The sequence below is a fragment of the Pandoraea norimbergensis genome, assembly GCF_001465545.3.
GTDB classification, from domain to species: domain Bacteria; phylum Pseudomonadota; class Gammaproteobacteria; order Burkholderiales; family Burkholderiaceae; genus Pandoraea; species Pandoraea norimbergensis.
Genome location: NZ_CP013480.3, coordinates 4,285,285 through 4,301,995, shown reverse-complemented (window position 1 = coordinate 4,301,995; position 16,711 = coordinate 4,285,285). Strand labels below are relative to the sequence as shown.

Below are 16,711 nucleotides of genomic sequence, written 5' to 3'. Positions count from 1 at the left end.
AATCGGTGCCGATCAGCGGCGGCTGCGCGCCTGAAAGCGCGCATCGACGTGGTTGAGTACGCCGTTGACCAACGTCACCGTGATCAGCACCGTGAGCATCAGGGCGTACATGTCGGCATTCTCGAAATTGTTATACGCGTAGCTGATGGCGTAACCGATGCCCGAGCCCGACAGGATGAACTCGGACGCGATCACACCAATGAAGGCGTGCGATACCGCGAGGCGCACGCCGCTAAACAGATGGGGCAGGGCCGCTGGAAATTTCACGTGCCAGACAGCTTGCCAGCGCGAGAGTCGCATCACGCGGGCCGTTTTTGAAAACGAGCGAGGGATGCGATCGAGTCCGGTCATCGTCGCCGTAATCATCGAGACGATTGCCAGCAAGGTGGCGATGACGATGATCGGCAGCGCGCTGACGCCGAACAGCACGATGAACACGGGATAGAACGCGAACGTCGGCACCGCGTAATAGCTGGCGATCAGGGGTTCCAGTGCGCGGCGTACGCCCGGCAACGTGTGAATGACGAGTCCGGCGGCAAAGCCAAACCCCACGGCGCAAACCGAGGCGACGGCGATGCTGGCGAAGCTCGTGAGGATGTCGTGCGTAAAGCGCCCCTCACGCAGCACGTCGATGGCGTGCGCCGCCATTGCGCTCGGGGCGATCATGACCGATGCCGGGATCGTGCCGACACGGCACAGGGCTTCGACAAGCAGTACTAGCCCGGCGACGATGCCGGTGCGGATGAGACGTTCAGTGCGAATCATGACAAGGTATTCGGGCGCTCTCCGTCCTGCATCGCTTTGAGCGACTCGGCGCGCAGCGTCTCCCACAGGCGCGCTGTGATTTCGCCGAAGCGCGGTGTGGTGACAACCCGGCTGTCGCGTTGCGGCGCCCACCCGGTGTCGATGCCGTCGATAAAGCGCCCGGGGCGAGCGGACATGACGCCGACGCGATCCGACAGCACGGCTGCCTCATCGAGCGCGTGCGTAATCAACAGCACGGTGGCAGAAGTTTCACGCCACAGCCGAAGCAATTCGTCGCCCATGAGCATGCGGGTCTGCTGATCCAACGCGCCAAACGGCTCGTCGAGCAGAATCAGGCGCGGAGCAATGACGAGCGTTCGTGCGATGCACATGCGTTGACGCATGCCGCCCGAAAGCTGGGCGGGATACGCATTGGCAAAGTCGCGCAGTCCCATGAAACCGAGCGCATAGCCGACGCGGCGTGCGACCTCGGCCCCGTCGATGCCTGCCATACGCAGGCCGAAGCCGATGTTCTCGCGCACGGTCAGCCACGGAAACGACGCATCTTCCTGAAACACCACGCCGACGCCGTCGGGCACACCATTCACCGGCTGCCCTTCGAAATGCACAGTGCCGGATGTCGGCTTCGTCAGCCCGGCAATTAGTTCGAGCAAGGTCGATTTGCCGCAGCCGGAAGGCCCCACGACCGAAAAGAACTCGCCTTTGCGCAGCGTCAGATCGACGGGGCCGAGCGCCTGCATCCGCGTCTTTCTGGCCGTTTTTTGGTCGGGCGTGTCGAAGTCTTTCGTCACGCCTGCCAGCACGGCGTGCGGCTCGTGGCTGGCGAGCGGTGTCGCGACGCCGTCCACCAGATGCAGATGCGGGCCCGGGTGCGGCGAAGTCATAGCTGGCCCTTCGCGCGAATGTCGGCCGGCAGGAAGCGCGAGTCAATCAGCTTCGGCCAGTCGACATCGTCTTTGATTTCGCCGATGAGCTTGAGCCCGCTGGCGACACGATCGAGCTCGGCGCGGTCGAATTGACCCTGACTCCACATGTGCGAGCGCACCATGTTGTCGACGGCCTCTTTGGCAACGTCCGGCGAGAGTTTGAATTGGGCCGCGAGCAGTTTTGCTGCACCGGCCGGGTTGGCGTACGTGGCATCCACCCCGGCACGGCGGCCAGCAATGATCGCGCGCAGCGTATCCGGGTGCGATTGAGCGAACGCGCGCGTGGTGATGCCCACGGAGGTCGTCATCGGCTTGAGCACGTCGCCCGCACGGTAGAGCGTTCGGTATTGGGATTTGCGCAAGATCGACAGCGGCTCGATCGCGACGGCACCCGCCACTGCGCCCTGTTCCAGCATGGTCATGCCGTTGACGTAGCCGCCAGAGGCCACGCGCGTGATCTTCGAGGCGTCGATGCCTTTTTCGCGCAACACCATGAGGAAGAGCATCTCAGACACGCTCTTCGGCGAAGTGATGGCCACCTTCTTGCCGACGAGGTCGTTCAGCGAGTGGATGGCGCTGTCCGGCATCGTGACCATCGACGCCTCGGCCACGCTGCGCGTGCCGACGTTTACGATCACGATGTCGAGGCCTTGTCGCGCGGCGGCGAGTGCGGCCGACACGGCGACTTCACCGTACGGGGTCTTGCTCGCGAGGATGTTGCGCACCGTGGTGCCACCGCCGCCCGAGCTCAGAATGCCGGTGATGTCGACCCCGGCCTTCTTGAACAGGCCGCCGTCCATGGCCACCGCGTAGGGCAGGCCATACAGGCTGCTGCCCCATTGGGTGACGGAAATCTCTTCGGCGTGGGCGGCACGCGAAGCCGGCAGAAGGAGGGCGCCCGCCAATGCAAACAGGTGAGCGAGTTGGAACAGCCTTTTCATCATCTACTCCGGGTCAAACCAGCCGGCGCATCACCGCGCGCCGGGAAAAAAGTCAAAGACGAGTGCGCCTTGTGGCGCAAGCATCGGGCCAATGGCCGCCTTGAAGGCGTGATGGACGGGGTCGTAACAGGTCGCATCAAGCACGATCGGCTCCCCGACATAGAAGTTGCGATCGCCTTCGGAATCGAATGTCATGACAAACGCATGTTCGAATCCGAGCGCATTGCCTTCTCCGCTCGCCTGCCGGCCGTATTCGATGCTGTGAATATAGGGCCGCGTGTCGCGCCGACAGTCGTCCTTCAAGCGCAGAAAGCGCTCAATCATACCTTCACGCTCGCTTGCCGGTACGTCGTTCGCAAAGCGCAGCAACACAATATGCCGCAACAAACCCGGCTCGTAGTCGCGCGCGGTAAAGGCTTTTGTACCGATTTGTGCGCAACGGTGTGCGAGGCGCTCGGCGGCTGGCAGGGCAGGGTGTTCTGCGGGGGCATTCATCGTCGGAGTCCGTTCGGGCGAGGGTGGGCCTCCAGTATCGCGGGCGCCTGCCAAGACGGATTGTAGAAATGCGCACCGCCGGCAAGCGCCGCGCGGCGCAGTTGCGACGGGGTTTGACACGTCAGCGCCCGGAATTCGTGGACTTGCTGTGCCTGATCGACATAGCCCGCATCGAGCAACTGCGTGAGCGTGTGAGAGTGCGGCGCGAGCAACAATTCGCGCAGGGAGCGGCGCAGCCGCGCCAGACGCCGAAACCGCACGGGCGATGCCCCGGTCATTTGCCGGAAACGTATTTCGAGTTGTCGGCGGCCGAGGTTCGTCACGGCGCACAGGTCTTCGATGCGCGTCTGGCCGCCGTGAAGTTGCGCAATCGCCGGGCGGATGTCGCGGCCCGGTAGCTGGGACCGCCGCCGTTTCAGAAAGAAGGCGTCAAGCAGCGAGGCCCGTGCGTCGAAGGTCGTGGCGCAGGCCATGTGAGCGTGCAGTTCCTTGACGGCGGTGCCCCACAGGTCTGCGGCGTCGATGAAGGTGTCGGCAAAGTCGCCGACGGGGACATCGGTCAGCGACGGAATTTCGCCAGATCTCACGCGCACGGCGATGAAGTCGAGGGCCACCGGTGCGTCAAGCGTGACCGGCGCGCCTCGCAGGCAGGTGATGTGCGCGCGAGGCAGGTGAGCACCCGATTGGGTGGCGAAGGGTTCGCCGAAGTGGAAGAAGATCTCCATGCCGCCCGGCCCGGGCATAAGCGGCATGAGTTGCACAGCAGGTGCCGCAGGCGTGCCGGGTTCGCGGCAGGCGTCCCATCCCCAGTAGCGGTCGATGGTGGACTGTAGCGCCGCAGCGGGGCGCTGGTGTGTGATGCGCAGGGAGGCGCGCGTGGCGTTGGTCTGCATGTTCTCGCGTTCGTCGTTAGTATTGACGGCAAATTGAGACGGGCAGGTGCATGCAGCCCCATTGCCCGGCACGTCGGTTTTCGACACTACGAGGTTGTCCATGCGCATCACGGCGATTCGCGAGCACACCATCCCCGTTTCCCGGTACGCCGACCCAGCCATTGCCTCGGGCGGTTTGACGACGAGTCTGGTCACCGTCACGACTGACGCGATACGCGATGGCAAACCGGTGATCGGCTACGGCTATGCGTCCATCGGACGTTTCGGGCAGGGCGGATTGATTCGCGAACGATTTGCCCCGCGTCTGTTGGCGGCCCGAGACAGTGAACTTGCTGACGACAGCGGCAGCAACTTGGACCCGTTGCGCGCATGGGACGTGATGATGGCTGGCGAGAAGCCCGGCGGTCATGGCGAGCGATGCGTCGCCGTGGGCACGCTGGACATGGCGATCTGGGATGCCGCAGCGAAGATCGCAGGCTTGCCACTGTATCGCGTTCTCGCCGACAAGCTTGGCCGGGAAGTGCCGCACGCGCCCCGCGTGGCCGTCTATGCGGGTGGCGGTTATCAGTATCCGCACGATGATCTGGCGCGCTTGTCCGACGAGATAAAGCGCTGTGTGGATCTCGGCTTTACGCACGCGAAGATCAAGATTGCCAGCGCGCCGCTGAATCAGGATCTGCGCCGTATCGAAGCGGCGGCACGTCAATTGGCGGGCGCAAATCATCTGGCCATCGACGCCATGAACCGGTTCGATCTTGAGGCCGGACTGACTGTCGCCAGAGCGCTCGCCGGATACGGACTCCACTGGTTCGAGGACATTTGCGACCCGCTCGACTTCGCGACGCAAACCGACATTGCGGCGGCGTACGGCGGCGCGATTGCGGCTGGCGAGGCGCTGTTCGCGCAGGCTGAGGCACGACTGCTCGCACGCCACGGCGGGCTGAGTCCGGCCCGAGACGTGCTCGTGTTCGACCCCGTGCATTGCTATGGCGTGCCCGGCTATCTGCGGATTATCGAGACGATGACGGCGGCCGGTTGGGCGCGCGGTGCGTTCTGGCCGCATGGGGGGCATCTGTTCTCGCTGCATCTTTGCGCGGCGCTCGGACTGGGTGGCGCGGAGGTCACGCCGTTCGCTTTCGCACCGTTCTGCGGATTGGCCGAGGGCTTGCAAGTGATGCAGGGGCATACCGGCGTGCCACAAGCGCCCGGCATCGGGTTCGAGACGAATCCTGCGATCTGCCGAGCTTTTCAGGCGCTGCATTGAGGTGACCTGACCGTATCGTCATCGGTTTCGCGTAACGCGTGGGCGCTTGACGTCAATGCCATAACGAAGGCCCGTAAGTCCGCACGAAGAATACGAGCGTGACGCAGTACGTCAGCAGCAGGGTGCCTGCGCGGATGACATGCGATGGGGCGCGGCGTCCGGCGTGGGCGCCGAGATAGCCGCCGATGGTCGCGGCAATCAGCATCGTGATCGTCTCGGGCCATTGCACGGCGTGTGCGCCAATGAAGATAGAGACCGCACTCGCGTTGGCGACCGTCACGAGCAGCGTACGAAGCGCGTTCAGGCCCTTGATGTCGCGCCCGTCGAGCAGCCCCCAGACGGCCACCATCATGATGCCGACCGCGCCGCCGAAGTAGCCGCCGTAGATACCCAGCAGGAACTGGATAGCCAGCACCGCAGGCGCGTGAATGGTCCAACGTCCGCGCAACGCTTCACCGAGTCGCCGGCCGAAGGTCAGTGCAAGGCTGGCAAGGAGCAGCAACCACGGCAGCGCAAACGAGAACGCCTGCGACGACGTGTGCAGCAGCAATCCGGCGCCCGCGAATCCGCCCAATAGGGTGGTAATCAGCAGGGCGCGCATCGACACCTGCCCAATCGGGCTGATGTCGTGGCGGTACACCCAGGCGCTGGCGACGCCGCTGGGGAACAGCGCGACGGTGCTGGAAGCATTCGCCTGCACAGGAGGCACGCCGACCGCGATCAGCGCGGGCAGGCTCACGAACGAACCGCCGCCCGCCAGCGCGTTCATGGCGCCGGCCAGCAAGCCCGCGCCGGAAATAAGAACCAGTGATTGCATGGAGATGTCCATGGCTCGCAACGATTGACAGCTTAGGCATGACGCTTTACTTTGTAAAGCATGACGACGCCAAAAATCGGACAATCCGTACGCGGATCGAAGTCGGGCCGACCCATCATGGTCGTGCTCGATTTGCTGGGACGGCGCACTGCGTTGCGAATCCTGTGGGAGCTGCGCGGTGCGCCGATGACGTTTCGGGCGCTGCAAGAGGCGTGCGAGACGAATGCGCGTTTGCTCAATACCCGGCTGACGGAATTGAAAGCGACTGGGCTGGTCGAGCACGCTGAAGGCGGGTATCGCATGACCGACGAGGGCCGTCGGCTGGAGGCGGCGCTACAGCCGCTGCTGGGCTGGGCGAAACAATGGGCCACGCGGGACCCGTCCGGGTTCGACGCAGCCGACCACGAGAAATCCGACTGATGCCGTGATCTCCATCACGCCGCCTCACAACTCATCACTTCAAGACAACGACACGACGTATGCCGACGCAAGCTATCCGGGCTGTGATTTTCGATTTCGATCTGACGCTGGCTGATTCCTCCGAGGCCATTGTCGAATGCACGCAATACGCGCTGACGCGTCTCGAATGCGAGATGGCGACACCGGCGCAGATTCGCGGCGTGATCGGGCTGCCGCTGCCGGTCATGTTTCGCACGCTGAGCGGGGATGAGGATGCTGCCCGCGCGGAGGCGTTCGTGCGGTTTTTCGTGTCGCGCGCGGACGAGATCATGGTGCAATCGACGCGCATCTATCCGGAAGTCCCCGGCTTGCTGGCGGCGCTGCGCGAACAGGGGCTGGCGGTCGCGATCGTTTCGACCAAGTTCCGCCACCGGATCGATGCGATTCTCACGCTGGCCGGGCTGCGCTCGCAGGTCGACGTGATCGTCGGCGGAGACGACGTTCAGCGCCACAAGCCGGACCCTGAGGGGATCGCGCAGGCGCTGGGGCATCTGGGCCTTGTGGCGGCGCAGGCGATCTACGTGGGCGATCACGCGGTCGATGCGCAAGCGGCCGAGGGGGCGGGCACCGGGTTTATCGGCATGGTGAGCGGGACCACGTCGTTCGACGCGTGGTCCGCTGCCGGCAAAATGGCGGTGGGGTGTCACGTGGGAGAAGTGGCTGACCTCGTCCGAGCGATGCAGTGACGGCGATTCAGCGCGAGGCAGACCGATAGTCGATATCGAGCGGCTTGCCGTTGACCTGATCAATTTGCCAGTCGACCAATTCAAGTTTGAGCGGCGCGTCGGCATCGAGCTGTTTCGCCGGAATCACAAACTTCCAAGTCCCTTGGCGGTCCGGTTTGCGAAAGAAGGCAACGACGGCCACATAGTTCACGTCCGTCTCCATGGGTTGGGCGAGACTGAGCGCTGCCGCAGGATTCAACACGCCTGCCACGCTCGCCTGCACCTCACCGGCGAGGACGGTGCGGTCCTGGATCAACAGGTCGCTGTACGAGGTCGCATCAAACTGTTTGCGGTCCTTGAGTTGATACACGCGCACGGTGACCGATGTTGCGCGACCGGCGTCGTCGGGATTCAGCGATTCCCGCGCGGTGACGTCGACCTTGACCACCTCCACTCGCTTGTAGAAAACGGCATCGAACGCGTCGGTCGTGCCGTTAGCAACCGATTGCCATGCACCGCACCCGCTCAGCAGTGCGGTACAGAGCAGGACGGGGAGCAGGGTGAGCGCTTTGGCGTGACGGAAAGTCGAGAGGCGGCGGTTAGTCATGTTTCGGTGACAGATAAGGGTTAGGCGCAGGCGGTGCCACGGCTTCGTGAACGCCAAGCGTGATTCGAATTTCGCGGGCTTCGCGGCTCGGCAGCACTGTCGTCCAGCCGAGACGCGGTGCGGAGCCATTGGCGACGTTGCCGATGACGGGCGCGGGTGCCAGCGTCGAGGGCAACGCCATGCGGAGATAAACGTCCGCTTTCGTCCCCATGTAAAGCTTGAGCAGCGCCATGAGTTCGCCGTGCAACGGTGCCCCCGGCAACAGCGCCGTGACCTGCTGCGCGTTGACCGGACGCAGGACGGCTTGCACAGCACCGCAACGGTGGACGACGTGCGAGCCCACCACATAGTCGAAGCCGAGTCCGACTCGCTTTGATGCGTTAGCGCCGCTCAGGGCCGCGCGCTTTGGTCTGACGCCCAGCGGCCGGGGTCGCCCGGCGCTGATCCGCTTCGGGAAAAACTCTTCCACGCGAACGTCGACGCCCGGGGCACCTGTGGCGATCACCCCGGCAAGCCCCTCGGCGGTGCGTGTCCGCTGGATCAACAGGCCCAGCAACGCGAGCATGCGCACGCCCGGCAGTCCGGCCCGGCGAGGCTTGTCGCCTTCGGCAAAGCCGGCGAGGGCCAACAGGTTGCGGGAGTGCTCGTCAGTGCCGCCTGAGCGGAAACTCTCCGGGTAGCGATACTTCTTCCATGCGCGGTAAAGCAGGGTGGCCGAGCGATGATTGAACTGGTCGAGGAACGCAGCGACGGCTTCGTGTCCTTCTTCTCGCAGGGCGATGTCGTCGACCATGTGCGACGGCACGGCGGCGTCCACGCCATATAGCCCCATGAACGTGGTTCTCACGGTAGGCGGCGTGTCGGGTAAGTCTTCGTCGCGCTCGACGGCGACGACTTCCGCTGACGGGAATCCCATGTTCGGCCACGGCCGGAATCGCACGGCCTCATGTGCAGGAGTATCGCGCGTGCCCAGCCCCGGCGCGGCGGGCGCGCGTAACTCGATCAGACGGCACATTTGCATGAAACTCATTTGCGGCGCATGCGCCAGCAATGCGCGCACCATCGGATCGAGATCAGGGAAATCTCGCGGACTCATAGCGGTTCCCGAAATGTCTTGCTGCGTGGCCAGGTAATACGCGTTTGCGTCGGCAGGCTGATGACGGCCAGTTTCGTGAACAAGTTGATCTCGGCATACATCGCAAAAAAACGGTGCAGCAACTCGCCGAAGAGCATCAGATCTCCTTCGCCCGAGAATGCGTGCGAGTCCAGCGTGACCTCGATCAACACGCCCCGTTCGACGGCACCGCCCGACACTTCCTCCAGCAGCGACTGCGACACCCAGCGAATGCCTTCGAGCCGGCGGCGGTTCAACTCGTTGTCGGTCCAGTCGTAGAGCGCGAGCGTGCCGCGCAACACCTCGGCGTCCATGAGCGAGAGGAAATTCGGCGCGAGATGCGACAGCACGCGCCACTGAAATCGATCGCCAGTGGGCGGGTAGAGCGGCAGCGTCGGTGCAACGAGATTGCGCACGCCGGCCACGTTCGGTGTGTTGGAGGCGATCTCCGAGAGCGTGGCCAACCGCATAGCCTTGCGCGGCAGCATGCCGTTCGTGCCCGTCACATGCAGTGAGAGGCTTTCTTCCGGGAGCGCCTCCATGGACTCCCACGCATGTCCGCCCAGCGCGAGCCACGTTTCGTGCAGACCTGAGACGCCGGGTCGCACGCGGGTGTGGAAATACCGTTCAGGTGCTTCATGGCGCAACATGCCGCCGCGATGGCGAAAGGTCGAAAACGGCACGTATTCATAGCGATGCGCGGACGCATGATCGAACGCCTCGATCGCATCGACCGAATACGTTTCGACATGTTCACCGAAGTGTCCGGCCGGCACCACGCGGTATTCGGACTCGTGGTGATTGATGTCGATCGGTTCCGCATCGAGCTCGAACAGATTGATGACCGGTGTGCAGAACAGGCGCACATTGCTGGCATCGAAGCGTTGCTCGGGGGGGAATGCCTGCGAGAGCACAAACTCCAGCTCAAACGTCGTCGCGGCTTCGGGCAGTTGCGCGAGATTGAAGCCGCACAGATCGACGAACAGAAATTTCTCTCGGAACGTGAAGTACTCAAGCAGCAGTTGATAGCCCGAGAATGCGTTGTCAGCCTTTGGCCATAGCCGCTCTTGCGCCGAAAACCCTGCGGGTTCCACGGTGACGCCTGCGAGTGGCAGGGCTTCGCCGTTGCGCACCTCCGGCACGCGCCAGAGCACATCGTCAATCTGTCGCGTCAAGGCCAGATGCATGGCAAACGCCGTCGGCAGTTCGGCGCTCAGGTACAGGCGCAGACGTGAGAGATCGGTCTCTTCGCGCCGCGCCGTCGGGTCGAGTGAAAACCCGATGCGGATCACCGATCGGCCGTCGTGACGCACGTCGGGTTCCGCATGCGTGAGCGCGATGGGATGCAGGCCGACGGGCTGTGTGGTGCGGTACTCGCACTGCAGCGTCGTCGGTGCGGCCCCTTCGCGTTCGGCAGGCACGACGATGGGCGCCGAGCGAACCACGACGCCCGCCGCCACCTGCTCGGAGTTTTGCAGCTTTGCGTCGATCGGCATCAGTTCAACGACCGAAAGCGACGGAATCATGCGCAGGTAGTGCGGCCAGAGCAGGCTGACCAGCCCTTCGGTCAGTTCGGGAAGTTCATCGTCGAGCTTCTGACGAAGCCGGCCGGTAAGGAACGCGAAGCCTTCATGGAGACGTTCGACATAAGGATCAAGGTCGCCGACGCGATCGATATTGAGCATGCGCGCCCGGTCCGGATGGGCGCGGGCGAACGCCTTACCGGATTCGCGCAGATAACGCATCTCCGCTTCGTAGTAACGCAGGATGGGGTCGTCGTTTTGCATCAGATGGCGTGAGGGTGAGTGGCGAGTGCGCGTGTCGGGTCCAACACGGTCATTTCCGCCTGGAGTTCGGCAATGCGGCGTGTGAGCGCTGGTTTGTCGGCGTCTTTGCGGTTGATGGAGGCCTTCAATCCTCGGGCCAACTGGTGCTTGACCTCGTAGGCCAGTGCGGGCTCCCAGCGCGCGATCGACACCGATGGCGTGGCAACATCGAGATCGGTCAGCAGTGCGACGGCAGTATCCATACGCCCGGCCGACTCGGCGACTCTGGCCATCACGAGCCGTTGCAGGAAGCGATGACGCGCGGTTTTCATGCCGGGCAACGTCTCAAGCCAGGCGAAGGCGGTGTCTATTCCATCGCATAGGGCTTTCTCACGGGCCTGCGCTTCGATCTCAGGCCAGTCGCCGGCCACCCCCGACGGTCCATCCGCCGAGACCGGCAGTGGTGCGGGCCCCTCACCGGAAGCCAGATCGCGCACGACCGCGTATCGGGAAATCCATTCGAGCGTGGCATCGTCGGCGAATGGCGTGCGCTCATGAAAGGCGAGTCGCTCGATATCGGGCAGGCGTTCGAGAAACAGCGCCAGATCGGCACGCAGCAGATCACGCCAGCTGTCGTGAGGTTGGCCGGAATTCTCCAGTGCGGTGTGCTGAAAATACTGGAGGTCGAGCCAGAAGTGATTGGTCCCCTCCATGAAGGCATCTTCGACGCGCTCGAGCAGCTCCGGCCATTGCTTTTGCAGCACGAGCCGTTTCAGGTGCTGCCGAAGCTCGGGGCGCGGCGGCGGTAAGAGGGTCAGTCCGGTGGCGTCCGCCGCAGGTAGTTCATGCAGCGTGTCCCATCGAACCGTGCGTGCGAGGCGTGCGGCCGGCAAGTAGCCGTTTTCCTGATCGCGGAGCCACTTGGTCATGACGCGTGCCTGTTCGAGCAGGTCGCGGGTTGAGTGGATCGAGGTGGGGGCGAGTGTCGTCAGTCCCGCGAGTCCTGCGCGAGGCGGTGTATCGGCGGGGCCGTTGCCGTGCGCGTTCGCATTTACTACCCCCGTGCGTTCGAACAATGCGACTAGCGCTTGCAGATCGGGGCGCGCGGTTTCGGGCCACTTGCCCGTCTGTGCGAGCAAGACGTCCAGCGCTGCGAGCGCACGCTCAAGGTCGAACGGCTGGAAGCCGCCGCGCGTCTCGATCCATTCAAACACCCGGGGCGTGGTCAGCATTTCGAGCGCGCCTTTGCGCGCCTCTGCGCGGGCAGGCAGCACCGCGTCTGCGAAGCGTTCTACCAGCGCTGCGGCGAGTTCCAGTCCGTCGGCAAACCCGGCGGTGCCGTCGCGCCGCAGCCGTGCCGACGCGTAGTACCCGGCGAGACGGAGGTCCTTGCCGACCTCCTTGAGGAGTTGCTCGCAGGTACTGGCAATCAGCGCGTCATCGATGCCGGAGAGTTTGCCGGCTTCGTCTTTGAGCGTGAAGAACGCTTCTTCGTAACCGGGGTCACGCCCGGTGCCGGTATCGCCAGACAGCGGGACGAGCCAGTCGGCCCACACGTCGAGGCGGGCACGAGCCAATTGCTCGGCGTCGTGGCGTGCGGGGAACAAGCGCTTGAACAGGCCGTGCAACATCACTCGACCTCCGTGTGTGGCACAGCCTGCTGCGCGGAATCGAGCACTTTGCGCGGCTTTCCCGTCCAGTCGAAGGCGTCGAATGAATCGAACAGACTCGCGGTACTGGCAATCGGCGGCGCGGCTTCGGCGGCGCGCGCGGGGAGCTTTGACCGTTTTCCCGGCGGCCTTGCCGGCCCGGTTGAGAAAACGCGCGTGGGCAGCGAAAAATTACGCAGTTGCAGCATGCCGAGCGGCCCGGTACCCACTTCGCTGCGCATTTGCACGCGCAGCGCGGTGCCTGCGCTCTGGTCAGGCGTCCATGTCAGGACGAAGCGAGCGCCGTCCTGCTGCGATACGTGTGCGCGTTCAAGCAGGCGGATAAGACCGAAGCGCCCTTGTGCGTCGAGTGTCGAGCGAAGACCACTTTGTGCCGTTTGCCATTCGATGTGTGTCACGTTCTCTAGCGCTTGGCCGGGCCATTCGAACGGCATCCATGCTTCCTGCTGATTGAAATACCGGAAGTGCTTGCCGGAGAGTGCGATCGTCACGTCGGTGACACCGGGTGTCGGCACACCCCGCAACTCGAAGCGCACGCGTGCGTCTCCCGACAGGAAGAGCGCTGTCGAGACCCGTGTGAGGCGATTGAGTGCGGCGAGAAACGCCGGATCCAACGCCAGCGCCCCTTGATTTGTGCCTTGTGTCGCGACCCAGCGGTCGCCCTGGCGCTCGACGACACCGGCCAACTGTGTTGTCACGAACTGCGTGATGACACCACTATCGGCGCGCATGAAGCGGGCCATCTCGGGGAGCGAGGCGTCGTTGTCCGAATCGGCAAACGGATATCGTCCGTCGAATGACCGGTTCCAGTCGGCGACAACGGCACTGCGCCAGATCTCGTTCAGGTTGGTGGCGGCTGGTTGTACAACGACCTGCCACGCTTGATCGAGGGGGGCTTGCAGCAGGTTGCCGAAGCCGGCCCACTGTTCACCCAAGCTTGCCGAAACACGGCTGGCGTAGTCACGGCTATCGGCGATCTCGGACGTTCTGCCTTGCAGGACCGCCTGTGCCGCCACGCGCGACATGGCGTCCGGGTCGGCCGACGCGACCATCTGCTGGAGCTTGAGACGCATGGCGGTGATGCGCTCCAGATAGCGGGCCAGGCTGAGATCGCTGGCGGGCAGCAATTCGGCGGCACCTGTCGGCGCGTTGGTCGAAGCGGCACCGGCCGCGTTTCCCGTCAGTCGGATGATCGGGCCGAACGCGTCCGCCAGGGGCGCGATGGCGATGCGATCCTGTGTTGATGGGTCGCGTTCATTGCCGACTAACTGATGGGCTTTGTCGATCAGACCGGCGGCAAGGGACCGGCCGGTGGCTCCTGTGCCGGCCTGATAGGTGACGGCGTTCATGAGCGCGATCATCGGCGAGCGTCGCGGATCGCCGAGCAGGCGAAGCTGGTCGACGGTGCCTGTCAGCGTCGGGGCGGGCTGCCAGTGAAGGCTGTTGAGGAAGTGTTCCCATGCCCGGGCGTAGTCGTCGAAGTAGCGTTGACGAAGGTCTGCCTTGAGCGACGACGTGTTGGCATCGGAGGCACTGGCTTCGGCGAGCACCCAATCGCGATTGTCGCTCTGGCGTGCGCTGGTGTCGTCGATGAGCTGGGAAATGCGTTCATCCCATGCCGCGCGGGTGAACACGCCGGGGACTGTCTCGGCGGTGGAAAAGATGCCGCGGCTGGAGGTGTCTCCGAGTAGCGATGCGAGAGACACCGGCGGGTATTTGGCTTGCGCGTCGTCGATGATCTTCTGATAGACGGCATCGGTGGAGTTCTGGATGCCTCGAACGCTGATGATGGTTTGCCGTGTCGATGCGACGAGGGTTCGGTCGGGTGAAATGGCGAGCGACAAACCGTCGCGGGGTTTGCCGAGGTGGCTGGCATAGAAGGCGAGCGCGTGTTCGCGGAGGTCTTCCCACGCGCCGATGGACAGTGTCGATCCTGCGGGCCACGCAGGTTCGCCGGTCTTCACGAGTTTAGGCGTGAGAAAGTCGGTGGCGGTTCGATGGGGTTTGGCGAGCATGAGGTAGGCCTTGAGCGAGTCGTAGGCGGTGTCGGCCTCCACGTTGCCGTGGTTGGCGATCTCGGCGTCGGAGAGGGACGCGAGCGCGAGCAGACGGGTTTCGAGCGCCTGTTGCACGGGGGGCACGAGGAACGTTTGCACCACGCGGACATAGCCGGGCCAGAGCAGGTCGAGCATTGCGTCGTCGCGATTCAGGCCTAAGCGGGACGACCACGTCGCGCCATCGCGTTGGCGTGTTTCGCGCGTGTCTATCTGCCGGCTGACGCTATCGAGCGCGAGCATTTGCTGTGTTCGGTCGTTGGCGCCGGATAGCTGGTTGATCGTATCGGCGACGTTCTGAATGGCGTGCCGGTTGGTGAAGCCTGACAGCGTGATGCCTGCGATCAAGACGACGATGAGCGTCGTGGTCATCCATGCGAGCGCACTGGAAAGCGAGAAACCGACGCGGCGGCCGTGGACTTTGCGGCTATGTTGGGCGACGGTTTGCCAGAGACTGCGGTGATGTTCGTGTTGTGCTGGGCGGCGTGCCGCTGGCGATGGTTGCGCAGCGTCGTCGGAGGTTGTTGCCGCGGTGGCAGGCGTGAGGGGGACAAACAGTACCCCGTGAACCGGATGACGCCAGAACCGCGAGGCTGCCGTTTCCGCAATCAACGACGTGAGCGAATCGTGCGTCTGTGCGATGCGTTGCGACAGAGCGGCGGCGAAGCGATTGGGGTGATCGTGAGGGGCCCGTGACGGGCTGGACAACCGTACGACACCGGTTTCTGCAAGATGTTGCGTGAGCGCGCTGAGAGACGCGCTGACGTCGCTGGCGCTGGTACGCTCGCTGGCCCACGTGAAGCCGACAGACTCGTCGGACGCGGCTTCATCATGGGGCAGGTCGGCGACGTTGAGCAGATAGACGGGCGCGGCCCAGCGCAAGGTTCGGCAGAGCCGGGTGAGCCGATGCGAGAGGTCTTCCGGCGTAAGCAGGGTGGAGGCAGCGTTGGTGTCGCTGGTCAGCGCGATGACCGCATCTACCGGACGGCGGCGACGCAGACGGCGGATTTGGGTGAGCCATGCTTTTCCGGCCACGCCATCGGTGTCGTTGGCATAGAGCAGCACTGCGTCGGCGGTGAGCTGAAAACCTGCCGAGACGAGACCCGGGGACAAACGCTTGATCGTCGGCTCATCGCCGGTAATCAAGATCCAGCGCTCGCGGTAGCGCCCGCGGCGGCGGTGGCGGTCTTTGAGCGTGCCCGTGAGCGTTGCCGTGCGCGCCCGAAGTTCGTCGACGTAGGCGTCGTGGGAAGAGGTATCTCCTCCGACGCCTCGTTTGGCTAAGTTTGGCCGGCGTCGTGTTCGCCCATCGGAACGCGTAGGTGAGCGCGTGATCGAATGCGTCGCTTGCGCACGGCAACGGCCGGTGAACAGCGGCGATAGGAGAGAGTTCGAATCGATCAGCGAGGGCTTGCGAAGTCATCAGAAGGCCTACGCCTGCCTCTGCCGCACCCGCGGTCGGTGGTGCCTGAAGCACGCTGCCCAGATTTATCGATATGAGAAGCACTGCGTGGCTATGGACGGCGGCACGCTCCGGTTCGTCCAGCCACGCATCAATCGTCATGAGATCGAGCGCTTGCCTTACTCGCTCAACCCTTGCCGGCTGCAATTGATGGTGTTCCCAACGCGCATCCCAGAGGTCTTTGGCGTCAAGGTTGCCCGTGTAGCCATGCAGATCGAGAAGCACGTTCAGGGGCAGCGTCTGCGGCAGCGCTGAAAGGGTTGGCGAGAGATCGGCGATCAGCTTGTCATAGAGCCATTCGATAAGGAATTCGTGGCGTTCGTCATCGTCGGCTGCCAGTCGCGCCGCGATCGGTTTGAACCAGCGCGCGGTCACGGATGCGTTATCCCCGAGGCTGGCGGCTTGCGCCCCCATCGTCAACGTGCCACCGGTAATTTCGTCGATACCGCTTTCCACCTCGGTCTCGGTAACACGAACGGTCGTGGCCAATACGACGAGCGGAATACTCTCGCGGGCGAATGCCTCGGCAATGTATTTGTCGCGCGCGCCGTTCCACGCCTGAGCATCGAGGCGTCGGCCTTCATAGGCGCTGTAGCGGCGCGAAACGATAAACACCGCAATACCCGCCGGATAAAGCGTGATGCATACCCAGAACCAGAGACCACGAGTCGATTCCCGCTGCGGCCAAAGCAGGATCGCCGCGAGCACGCCAATCAATGTGAGCACGAGAAAGACAACTAACCAGACAGTCCGCGATGGCGAAGTATCTGGCACCGGTTCGACCGGGGGTAGCGCATTGAAGTTGAGCGCCAT

15 protein-coding genes are annotated in these 16,711 nt (G+C 63.8%); 3 read left to right on the top strand and 12 right to left on the bottom strand.

Annotation, left to right across the window (positions count from 1 at the left end):
• Positions 1–12: 12 nt before the first annotated feature.
• From AT302_RS18830 to AT302_RS18810, 5 genes are read right to left on the bottom strand one after another with little or no spacing between them, the layout of a single operon-like run.
• Positions 13–765, bottom strand: a complete 753-nt coding sequence (locus AT302_RS18830; RefSeq protein WP_058379756.1) for an ABC transporter permease — start codon at positions 763–765, stop codon at positions 13–15.
• Positions 762–1,649 (bottom strand): ABC transporter ATP-binding protein, encoded by an 888-nt coding sequence (locus AT302_RS18825; RefSeq protein WP_322788714.1) that lies wholly within the window; start codon positions 1,647–1,649, stop codon positions 762–764. The genes AT302_RS18830 and AT302_RS18825 overlap by 4 nt, the downstream gene beginning before the upstream one ends.
• Complete coding sequence (locus AT302_RS18820) at positions 1,646–2,632, bottom strand: ABC transporter substrate-binding protein (RefSeq protein ID WP_058379755.1); 987 nt, start codon at positions 2,630–2,632, stop codon at positions 1,646–1,648. Before AT302_RS18820 ends, AT302_RS18825 begins: the two co-directional genes overlap by 4 nt.
• Positions 2,633–2,662: 30 nt before the next feature.
• The gene (locus tag AT302_RS18815; protein WP_064675112.1) at positions 2,663–3,127 is read right to left on the bottom strand and encodes a Dabb family protein; all 465 of its coding nucleotides are present in this window, start codon (positions 3,125–3,127) and stop codon (positions 2,663–2,665) included.
• Positions 3,124–4,122 (bottom strand): helix-turn-helix domain-containing protein, encoded by a 999-nt coding sequence (locus tag AT302_RS18810; RefSeq protein WP_167365813.1) that lies wholly within the window; start codon positions 4,120–4,122, stop codon positions 3,124–3,126. The genes AT302_RS18815 and AT302_RS18810 overlap by 4 nt, the downstream gene beginning before the upstream one ends.
• On the opposite strand from AT302_RS18810, the gene AT302_RS18805 reads away from it, so the two are divergent.
• A complete protein-coding gene (locus tag AT302_RS18805; RefSeq protein WP_058379753.1) occupies positions 4,121–5,284 on the top strand; it encodes an enolase C-terminal domain-like protein in 1,164 nt (387 codons plus the stop codon). The genes AT302_RS18810 and AT302_RS18805 overlap by 2 nt on opposite strands.
• A 52-nt stretch (positions 5,285–5,336) precedes the next feature.
• On the opposite strand, the gene AT302_RS18800 is transcribed toward AT302_RS18805, so the two are convergent.
• Positions 5,337–6,101 carry a sulfite exporter TauE/SafE family protein gene (locus AT302_RS18800; RefSeq protein WP_058380426.1) on the bottom strand — a complete coding sequence of 255 codons (765 nt, stop codon included), beginning with the start codon at positions 6,099–6,101 and terminating at the stop codon, positions 5,337–5,339.
• A gap of 60 nt (positions 6,102–6,161) precedes the next feature.
• Here AT302_RS18800 and AT302_RS18795 point away from each other — a divergent pair, with 60 nt between their 5' ends.
• A complete protein-coding gene (locus AT302_RS18795; RefSeq protein ID WP_058379752.1) occupies positions 6,162–6,521 on the top strand; it encodes a winged helix-turn-helix transcriptional regulator in 360 nt (119 codons plus the stop codon).
• Between the two features lie 59 nt (positions 6,522–6,580).
• Positions 6,581–7,246 carry an HAD family hydrolase gene (locus AT302_RS18790; protein WP_058379751.1) on the top strand — a complete coding sequence of 222 codons (666 nt, stop codon included), beginning with the start codon at positions 6,581–6,583 and terminating at the stop codon, positions 7,244–7,246.
• 7 nt (positions 7,247–7,253) lie between these two features.
• Here the strand turns inward: AT302_RS18790 and tssJ are convergent, their stop codons facing one another.
• Genes tssJ through AT302_RS28165 form a run of 6 tightly spaced genes read right to left on the bottom strand, consistent with a single transcriptional unit; the run spans position 7,254 to position 16,711 of the window.
• Complete coding sequence (tssJ, locus tag AT302_RS18785) at positions 7,254–7,832, bottom strand: type VI secretion system lipoprotein TssJ (RefSeq protein WP_084656323.1); 579 nt, start codon at positions 7,830–7,832, stop codon at positions 7,254–7,256.
• On the bottom strand, positions 7,825–8,928 hold the full coding sequence (gene tssG / locus AT302_RS18780; RefSeq protein WP_058379750.1) for a type VI secretion system baseplate subunit TssG: 1,104 nt from the start codon (positions 8,926–8,928) through the stop codon (positions 7,825–7,827). Before tssG ends, tssJ begins: the two co-directional genes overlap by 8 nt.
• Positions 8,925–10,733, bottom strand: coding sequence for a type VI secretion system baseplate subunit TssF (tssF, locus tag AT302_RS18775; RefSeq protein WP_058379749.1), 1,809 nt, complete (start codon positions 10,731–10,733; stop codon positions 8,925–8,927). The genes tssG and tssF overlap by 4 nt, the downstream gene beginning before the upstream one ends.
• The gene (gene tssA, locus AT302_RS18770; protein WP_058379748.1) at positions 10,733–12,343 is read right to left on the bottom strand and encodes a type VI secretion system protein TssA; all 1,611 of its coding nucleotides are present in this window, start codon (positions 12,341–12,343) and stop codon (positions 10,733–10,735) included. Before tssA ends, tssF begins: the two co-directional genes overlap by 1 nt.
• Positions 12,343–15,582, bottom strand: a complete 3,240-nt coding sequence (locus AT302_RS18765; RefSeq protein ID WP_058379747.1) for an ImcF-related family protein — start codon at positions 15,580–15,582, stop codon at positions 12,343–12,345. Before AT302_RS18765 ends, tssA begins: the two co-directional genes overlap by 1 nt.
• Positions 15,566–16,711 carry a hypothetical protein gene (locus AT302_RS28165; protein WP_058379746.1) on the bottom strand — a complete coding sequence of 382 codons (1,146 nt, stop codon included), beginning with the start codon at positions 16,709–16,711 and terminating at the stop codon, positions 15,566–15,568. The genes AT302_RS18765 and AT302_RS28165 overlap by 17 nt, the downstream gene beginning before the upstream one ends.